Below are 7,858 nucleotides of genomic sequence, written 5' to 3' on the forward strand. Positions count from 1 at the left end.
TTTGCATCTAACGGAATCCGATCTGTGCAAGTGAGCTGAGGTTAGGGCCCGCCCATCATCAAGGAGCACAAGATCACATGGTTCGTCGTTGGTTGTCTGCCGCCCTGGCCATTGCCTGCGCAGGATCCGTACGTGCCGCGCCCGACGGCCAGCAGACGCTGTTCAATTTCGTCCGGCCGGCTGATGTGGTGCAGGTCACGACCCAGGATGCGAGTTTGCCCCAGGCCAACGCCGAGCAGACGGCCGAGGGCGAGGTACTGCGTCGTGTGACGTTCAATCCCGTCACCAGACCCAGCCTGCGCCTGTCACCGCAAAGCGGCGTCTGGGACTGGAGTGGCGAGAGTGCCATGACCTTGCGCGTGCAAAGCGCGATGGATTGGGCGCTGACGCTTTATGTACAAGTCCAGAGCAGTGACGGCAAAACCCTCAACAGCCGAATCGACCTGCCCGCTGGCCCTGCGCAAACCCTGATTGTGCCGCTCAAGGCCAGTTCTGCGCTGAGCGAAGGCATGCGTATCGGACCGCCAATGCCGTGGACCTATGAAGGCCAGCGCGTGTTACTGGCCAACACCAACGGCGAGTTGAATGCGAGTCAGGTAACGTCGGTCACGGTGTCCATGTCGCAACCCCAAGTCGCGCAAAGCGTGCTGATCGAGAAGTTCGGGGTACAGGAAGACGACATGATTCAAAAGGCTGCCTACAGTAATCTGCTCGATGGATACGGCCAGTACACCCGTGGCAAATGGCCGGAAAAGATCACCCGCGACGATCAGCTCAAGAGTCTGGCAAGTCAGGAGCAACAACAACTCAAGGCATGGTTGAAGGATCGTCCGGCCCACGACAAATATGGCGGGCTGTTGAAAGGACCAGTCTTCGAGGCCAAAGGTTTTTTCCGCGCCGAGAAACGCAATGATCGCTGGTATCTGGTGACCCCGGAGGGCCATCCGTTCTATTCGCTGGGGATCAATGCCATCGCTGCTGATGACAGTCAAACCTATGTCGAAGGCCGCGAATCGATGTTTGCCAGCCTGCCTGGCAACGACGATCCGCTGGCAGCGTTTTACGGCACCAATGATGACAACCGCAACACCGGTGCCAACAAGGATCGGCAGTTCGATCAGGGGCGCTGGTTCGATTTCTACGGCGCCAATCTGCAACGCACTTATGGTGTGCCCAAGTGCGTCGAGGTTTTCAGACCTGCACCTGTGGTCGACGAAGATGAAAACCCCGAAACCTCGATCACCGACGCCCCTGACGATCAGAAGAATCCTGCGCCTTCGCCTGAAGAACCCGCCGCGCCACAACCCTCCGTGGAATGCAAACCGGTGAATCTGGACAGCAAACGCTGGGTCGATCACACCCTGCAACGCCTGCAGGCCTGGGGCTTCAATACCATCGGCAACTGGAGCGAACCTGCCCTTGAAAGCAGGGAGCGCGTGCCCTTTACCCTGCCGCTGTCCATTGTCGGCGATTACGTCAGCATCAGCACCGGCCACGATTGGTGGGGTGGGATGCCCGATCCGTTCGACCCGCGCTTCGCCATGGCAACTGAACGTGCCGTCGCCATTGCCGCCCGCGATCATCGCGACGATCCTTGGCTGATCGGTTATTTCGCGGACAACGAACTGGCGTGGGCCGCGCCGGGCGATGGCCCGAAAGACCGCTATGCGCTGGCCTACGGCACCCTGAAACTGACCACGGATGTCCCGGCCAAGCGTGCTTTTCTAAAACAGTTGCGCGACAAGTACCGTAATCAGGAGGGGCTGTCCAAAGCCTGGGGCATCGAATTGCCTGCATGGGAATTGATGGAAGATCCGGGCTTCGAGCCGCCATTACCAAGCGCGGAGCATCCGGAAATCGAAAATGACCTCAAGTACTTCCAGCGCGTGTTCGCCGAAACTTACTTCAAGACCATTTCCGACGCCTTGAAATGGCACGCGCCGAACCACCTGCTGCTGGGCGGTCGCTTTAGTGTCAGTACGCCGGAAGCGATTGAGGCCTGCGCCAAATATTGCGACGTTCTGAGCTTCAACCTCTACACGCCCAAACCGCAGGATGGCGTGGATTTCGCCAAACTGCGCGTGCTCGACAAACCGGTGCTGGTCAGCGAATTCCACTTCGGTTCGCGTGATCGCGGACCGTTCTGGGGTGGCGTCATGGAGGTCCCCCGCGAGGAGGATCGTGGCCCGGCTTACGCCAGCTTTCTGAAGAGCGCCTTTTCAGACCCTTCCATCGTCGGCGTGCATTGGTTCCAGTACCTGGACCAGCCCGCGACCGGGCGCCTGCTCGACGGCGAAAACGGGCATCTGGGGCTGGTAGGGATTACCGATGTGCCTTATCAGGGCTTCATCGAGGCCGTGCGCAAGGCCAATGGGCAGGTTGGGGAAGTAATAGCGCGCTGATCCCTTAGAAACCGGCTTGCTGGCGAACGCGGCGGATCAGTCCACATCGATGTGTCTGACCTGACATGTTCGTCAGCAAGCCGGTTCCTACAGGTTTTGCTGTGCGCCCGACGACGCGTCGCTGTTCCCAAATCTCCCAATCGCTGGAACAATGCACGACATTTTGTGCAGCCGCGCCGGAGAGAGATACCGTGCAGATTCAAGGTCATTTCGAACTTCAATTCGAAGCCGTACGCGAGGCATTTGCGGCGCTTTTCGACGATCCGCAAGAGCGCGGCGCGGCGTTGTGCGTGCAGGTCGGCGGACAGACCGTGCTGGATCTGTGGGCGGGTACTGCTGACAAGGACGGTGCCGAGGTCTGGCACAGCGACACAATCGCGAATCTGTTTTCCTGCACCAAGACCTTCACCGCCGTCACAGCGTTGCAGATGGTCGGCGAGGGCAAACTGAATCTGGACGAACCCGTCGCGCGCCTGTGGCCCGAATTTGCAGCCGCTGGCAAACAGTCCATCACCTTGCGTCAGTTGTTGTGCCATCAGGCCGGTCTGCCAGCGATCCGCGACATGCTGGCTGCCGAGGCACTTTACGACTGGCACGCCATGACCGACGCGCTGGCTGCCGAAGAACCCTGGTGGACGCCGGGCCAAGGCCACGGATACGCTGCGATTACCTATGGCTGGCTGGTCGGTGAGCTCATTCGCCGCGCGGACGGGCGTGGACCGGGTGAGTCCATTGCCGCGCGCATTTCGCGTCCGCTGGGGCTGGATTTCCATGTCGGCCTGCCCGATGAGGAGTTTCATCGCGTCGCCCATATCGCACGTGGCAAAGGGAGTGTCGGCGATGAAGCCGCCCAGCGTCTGCTGCAGGCCACCATGCGCGAGCCAACCTCCATGACGGCACGAGCATTTACCAATCCGCCATCGATCATGACCAGCACCAACAAACCGGAGTGGCGACGCATGCAACAGCCTGCCGCCAACGGCCACGGCAATGCCCGCAGCCTCGCCGGATTCTACGCCGCGCTGCTTGACGGCAGTTTGCTCGATGCCGACCTGATCAACGAGCTGACGCGCGAACACAGCTTGGGTCAGGACAAGACCCTGCTCACCCAGACCCGTTTCGGACTGGGCTGCATGCTTGACCAGTCGACGGTTCCCAACGCGACCTTCGGGCTGGGTGGCAAATCCTTCGGGCATCCGGGCGCAGGCGGTTCGGTGGGCTTCGCCGACCCTGAGCATGATGTGGCGTTCGGTTTCGTGACCAACACTCTCGGCCCTTACGTGCTAATGGATCCTCGAGCACAGGGTCTGGTCCGCGCGCTTGGTGAGTGTTTGCAATAACTATCGCCGATAAGTGCTTGTTCTACCGACTGTCAGTTAAATCGCCCATATCGGAACCGTAGGGCAGTTTCCTTTTCCAAATCGGCGTTTATGCGTGTTATATGGGCGCTGCTTCGTTCATTTTCTGATCAATTATTTGTGTGAGCCACTCATGTCTGCCAATAAAAGTCTCGCATTTGCCCTGTGCCTCGCCGTTACCGGCTGCGCACAAACGCCTCAGGATCAATCTGCCAGCAACGATCACTGGTGGTCGTTCGGCTCCGGCAAAAGCACCGATGTTGCACCTGCTGCGGCGCCAGTGAAACCCGTCAGCCCGGCCGCCGCCGAAGTCGCCAAGACAGAAGCCGAAACGGGCACACACTGGTACTGGCCGTTCGGTTCCGACCATGGCACCACCGACAAGAAACCTGAGCTGGCTGCCACCCAGCCTACCGCCAAGCCAGCGGTAGCCAAGGCCGATGACGGCAGCAAGTGGTGGTGGCCGTTCGGTAACGCTGAGGCCAAGAAAGATGCAGCGCAGGTGCCCAAGGTTGACCCTAAAGTCACCCAGGCCTGGCTCGACCAGTACGAGCCAAAGGTGCGTGAAGCCATCAAGGACAGCAAATTCCAGTTCGAACGCCGCGAGGACGTGTTGGTCGTGACCGCCCCGGTAGACAGCACCTTTAACCCTGACCGACCGGAAATGCTTCTGCCGATCAACCTCGGCCCGATCACCCGCATGGCCAAGGTCGTGGAAGGTGATCAGAAAACCGCGATTCTGGTACTGGGTCACAGCGACGTCGCCAGCGATACCAACCTTAAGATCAGCCAGCAACGCGCACAGTCGGTCGCCGCGATCTTTCGTCTGAGCGGTCTGGAGCGCAATCGCCTGAACCTGCGCGGCATGGGTGCGGTAATGCCGCGCGCGGCGGACGACAGTGCAGCAGGTCGTGCGCTGAATCGCCGTGTAGAAATCATCATGACGCCGCAGGACACCATGGTCGCGTTGATGGCCAGGTACAACCTGCCGCCGTCGCCAACGCTGGTCGCCGTTCAGCAAGCCAAGCCTGCCGTTGCTCCTGCTTCCACTCCAGCGGCTGCCGCCGCACCGGCCAAATCGGCGGCACCGGCGAAGAAAGCTGCTGCCGCCAAGGCGCCAGCTGCCAAAAAGGCTCCGGCCAAGAAAGCAGCGCCCGCCAAGGCCAAGGCCGCTCCAGCCAAGGCAGCCACCAAGAAACCGGCTGCCGATGCTCAAGCGAACGCCAACTGAGGGTAATATCGGTATCCCGCTTACGGATACCGATTAAGGAAGGCAGTGATGAGCCAGCGTCTGGCTGATATGCGTCGCAACTATGCTCGCGAAGGTTTGACCGAATCGCAGGCGCCTGAAGAACCCTTTGCGTTATTCCATCAGTGGTTCGACGAGGCGGTGAAGACCGAACAGGCGCCGGTCGAGGCCAATGCCATGACACTGGCGACCGTCGACACTGATGGTCGTCCTCACTGTCGGGTCCTGTTGCTCAAGGGCGTCGACGCTCAAGGCTTTACCTTCTTCAGCAATTACCAGAGTGCCAAGGGACAGCAGTTGGAAGCTCGGCCTTATGCGGCCATGAGCTTCTTCTGGCCAACTCTGGAGCGTCAGGTACGCATTGAAGGGAAGGTCGTCAGAGTCTCCCATGAAGAATCCGACGCTTACTTCCAGGTTCGTCCGCTGGGCAGCCGTCTGGGGGGCTGGGCCTCGCCGCAGAGCCAGGTGATCGCTGATCGCGCGGAACTCGAAGGTTTGCTCAAGGCCACCGAAGAACGTTTCAGCGACACTCAGCCTGACTGCCCGGATCACTGGGGTGGCTATCGCCTGCTACCGGACCGCATCGAGTTCTGGCAAGGCCGCCCAAGTCGTCTTCATGACCGCCTGAACTACCGCCTGATTGATGGGCAGTGGATCCGCGAGCGTCTTGCGCCGTAACAGATCAGCGGCTTGGAAGACGTTTTCTTTGAATCTATACGGCAAGCCGTCGTCCATACTTATAGACGTCGGCGGCTTTCTGTATGGCGCCTGAATGAACGTAAATTATCGGTACAGGATCGTGACACCGCTCGGTGCTGCAGAGTCTAATGACCACCTGTTCCTCTGGAGGCAATTGTTATGCGTAAGTCTGTTCTGTTGGTTGCGTCGTTCACCGCTATGGCGCTGACGCTAGGCGGCTGTACCTCGAGCCTGACCGGCGACTCGTATTCCCGTGAAGAAGCTCGCCAAGTGCAGACCGTGCGCCTGGGCACCATCGAATCGCTGCGTCCAGTGAAGATCGAGGGGACCAAAACTCCGATCGGCGCCGGTGCCGGTGCGATTGTCGGTGGTGTTGGCGGTAGTGCCATTGGTGGCGGGCGCGGCAGTATCGTGACTGCGGTCATTGGCGCGGTAGCCGGTGGTCTGCTCGGTTCGATGACCGAAGAAGGCCTGACACGTACTCAGGGCGTCGAGATTACCGTGCGTGAAGATGACGGCAGCATGCGTGCGTATGTGCAGCAGGTGCAGGAAAACGAAGTCTTCCGCATTGGTGATCGTGTACGCATCGTGACCGTCAATGGCACCAGCCGCGTCACTCGCTGATCCACCTTGAAGATGCACCAAGCGGGTTGAATGTAGTACCTGCTTACACAAAAACGCCCCGATCAGTCGGGGCGTTTTTCGTTTCTGGATTCAGGGTTTTGTCCGCGGATCAATGTTTTCGGACCACCGGTTTTCGGCTGGCTATCGCCGTTACGGCATAGCCGATCAAGGCGGCGAAGACGGAACCTGTGAGGATGCCCATGCGGTCCATGCCGGCAAACTCGCTTTGTCCCGGTACGAACGCCAGGGAGCCAACGAACAGGCTCATGGTGAAGCCAATTCCGCACAGAATCGACACGCCCATCACCTGACCCCAGTTCGCCCCGGTCGGCAGCGCCGCCACGCCGGTCTTGATCGTCAGCCAGGTTAGGCCGAACACGCCCAGTGTTTTGCCCAACAGCAGCCCTAGCGCGATGCCCATCGGCACGTGGTGGGTAAAGCTGTCCAGGGTCACGCCGCTCAGCGACACCCCGGCGTTGGCAAAGGCGAACAGTGGCAGGATGCCGTACGCGACCCAGGGATGCAGCCCGTGTTCAAGTTGTTGCAGGGGAGAGGGTACGTCTCTCGCTGTCTTGAGTGGAATGCAGAATGCCAGAATCACGCCCGCCAACGTGGCGTGGACCCCACTCTTGAGTACGCAGACCCACAACACCAGACCTACGAGCAGATACGGTGCGAGTTTCACCACGCCCAGCCGGTTCATGCCGATTAATGTGGCAATCGATGCAGCGGCGAGTGCCAGGGACAGATTGGACAATTCGCCCGAATAGAACAGCGCGATGACGATGATCGCGCCCAGATCATCGATAATGGCCAGCGTCATCAGGAACAGCTTGAGCGACACTGGTACGCGCTTGCCGAGCAAGGCCAGCACGCCGAGAGCAAAGGCGATGTCGGTCGCCATGGGAATCGCCCAACCGCTCATGGCAGCGGGGTTGTGCTTGTTCAAGGCCCAGAAAAACAGCGCTGGCACCACCATGCCGCCAATCGCTGCGGCGCCAGGCAGGACGATCTGCGAAGGGCGGGACAGATGCCCCTGAATCACCTCACGTTTGACCTCCAGCCCGATGAGCAGGAAGAACAGTGCCATCAGGCCGTCGTTGATCCACAGCAGTAGCGGCTTGGCAATTTTCAGGGCGCCGATCTGCGCCACCACCGGCACTTCGAGTAACCCGTTGTAAAGCGAAGAAAGGAGCGAGTTATTGACCAGCAGGGCAAGCGCGGCCGCAGCGATCAACAGGAGACCGCCAGCCGCCTCCAACTGGAAAAAACGTTTGAATGTGTTGCGTACGAGCAAGGTCACTCTCCATGGACATGCGCAAAGGGAGCGACACCGTACTCTGTGTTCTTATTTCTGAAAACAAAAGTTATATTCGATTTTGTTATTAAAAATCGGAACGAAACCTGTATACAGAAAGTCTGTAGTTTTTGTTACAAAGTGCTGCAGGGCTTGTGCTGCGAGGGATGTAGGAGGTTTCGAATACCTGTGTAGGAGCCGGCTTGCTGGCGAAGGTGGTGTTCAGTGA

Annotated in this window: 6 protein-coding genes; 5 read left to right on the forward strand and 1 reads right to left on the reverse strand. The window is 59.4% G+C overall.

The window, feature by feature from the left end; genetic code table 11:
• Positions 1-77: 77 nt before the first annotated feature.
• The 5 genes from ACRER8_RS16160 to ACRER8_RS16180 all read left to right on the forward strand — a co-directional run bounded on the left by ACRER8_RS16160 (position 78) and on the right by ACRER8_RS16180 (position 6,332).
• Positions 78-2,402: a beta-agarase gene (locus ACRER8_RS16160; RefSeq protein WP_431747237.1), complete on the forward strand. Its 2,325-nt coding sequence runs from the start codon at positions 78-80 to the stop codon at positions 2,400-2,402.
• Positions 2,403-2,593: 191 nt separating this feature from the next.
• Positions 2,594-3,742: a serine hydrolase domain-containing protein gene (locus tag ACRER8_RS16165; protein ID WP_431747238.1), complete on the forward strand. Its 1,149-nt coding sequence runs from the start codon at positions 2,594-2,596 to the stop codon at positions 3,740-3,742.
• A gap of 151 nt (positions 3,743-3,893) precedes the next feature.
• On the forward strand, positions 3,894-4,991 hold the full coding sequence (locus tag ACRER8_RS16170) for an OmpA family protein (RefSeq protein ID WP_431747239.1): 1,098 nt from the start codon (positions 3,894-3,896) through the stop codon (positions 4,989-4,991).
• A 48-nt stretch (positions 4,992-5,039) separates the two neighbouring features.
• Entirely contained in the window at positions 5,040-5,687 is a 648-nt protein-coding gene (gene pdxH, locus ACRER8_RS16175; protein ID WP_431747240.1) for a pyridoxamine 5'-phosphate oxidase, read from the forward strand.
• A 180-nt stretch (positions 5,688-5,867) separates the two neighbouring features.
• Positions 5,868-6,332, forward strand: a complete 465-nt coding sequence (locus ACRER8_RS16180) for a glycine zipper 2TM domain-containing protein (RefSeq protein WP_431747241.1) — start codon at positions 5,868-5,870, stop codon at positions 6,330-6,332.
• Between the two features lie 109 nt (positions 6,333-6,441).
• On the opposite strand, the gene nhaA is transcribed toward ACRER8_RS16180, so the two are convergent.
• Positions 6,442-7,629: a Na+/H+ antiporter NhaA gene (gene nhaA, locus ACRER8_RS16185; protein ID WP_431747242.1), complete on the reverse strand. Its 1,188-nt coding sequence runs from the start codon at positions 7,627-7,629 to the stop codon at positions 6,442-6,444.
• Between the last annotated feature and the right edge of the window lie 229 nt (positions 7,630-7,858).

It is taken from the genome of Pseudomonas sp., from assembly GCF_050739935.1.
Lineage (GTDB): Bacteria > Pseudomonadota > Gammaproteobacteria > Pseudomonadales > Pseudomonadaceae > Aquipseudomonas.

Bases quoted from the DNA above. Each gene is read 5' to 3' on its own strand.
- ACRER8_RS16160 (WP_431747237.1), top strand. From the start codon at position 78: ATGGTTCGTCGTTGGTTGTCTGCCGCCCTGGCCATTGCCTGCGCAGGA.
- ACRER8_RS16170 (WP_431747239.1), top strand. From the start codon at position 3,894: ATGTCTGCCAATAAAAGTCTCGCATTTGCCCTGTGCCTCGCCGTTACC.
- pdxH (WP_431747240.1), top strand. From the start codon at position 5,040: ATGAGCCAGCGTCTGGCTGATATGCGTCGCAACTATGCTCGCGAAGGT.
- ACRER8_RS16180 (WP_431747241.1), top strand. From the start codon at position 5,868: ATGCGTAAGTCTGTTCTGTTGGTTGCGTCGTTCACCGCTATGGCGCTG.